This is a genomic window from Mediterraneibacter catenae (assembly GCF_008691045.1).
Classification (GTDB): Bacteria; Bacillota; Clostridia; order Lachnospirales; family Lachnospiraceae; genus Mediterraneibacter; species Mediterraneibacter ornithocaccae.
The window spans coordinates 1-504 of sequence record NZ_VMSO01000064.1 but is presented as its reverse complement, the minus strand read 5'-3'; the positions used below and the strand labels follow the sequence as shown (position 1 = coordinate 504).

The window sequence follows — 504 nt, the reverse complement described above, 5'->3', positions numbered from 1 at the left end:
GCGATATACTGGGAACCGTTATCAAAGTAGCAGGCATCAAACTTTCCGTATCGGAGGATCGCCTGGCGGAACGTATCCTCAACAATGGCTTCCTCCTGGCTGTCATAGAAACGGGAAGCCAGCAGTAGGCGGGAATGGTCATCGATTGCAGAGGAAAGATACGTCTGTACTCTGGCACCATTTTTCCCAATCGGAAGTTTCGGGCCGTACTTGATATCCCCCTGTACCAGCATCATACGGTGCGGTTTGCAGAAACGTTTGGAAGAACTTCCCCGTGCATCGCGGTACATCTGCATCTGTTCCCTTCCGTAACCAGCCCGGTACAGGTGCCGTTCCAGAGTGGAGCGTTTTAGGACTCCCGGTGCAGCATAGCCTTCCAGTTCCAGGATGCAGATGATCTGTGCGACAGACCGCTCCGGGACTTCTTTACGGAGCTGGATCGCCTGCTCAAGCAGAAGATCAAAGTTTTCCGGAAGTTTCTGTGAACGGCGTTTTTTGCGTGCA

At 52.8% G+C, this 504-nt stretch carries 1 pseudogene; it reads right to left on the bottom strand.

Features of this window, described 5'->3' with window-relative positions:
• A pseudogene (locus FNY66_RS15380) lies at positions 1 to 504 on the bottom strand (DDE-type integrase/transposase/recombinase); the annotation flags it as partial.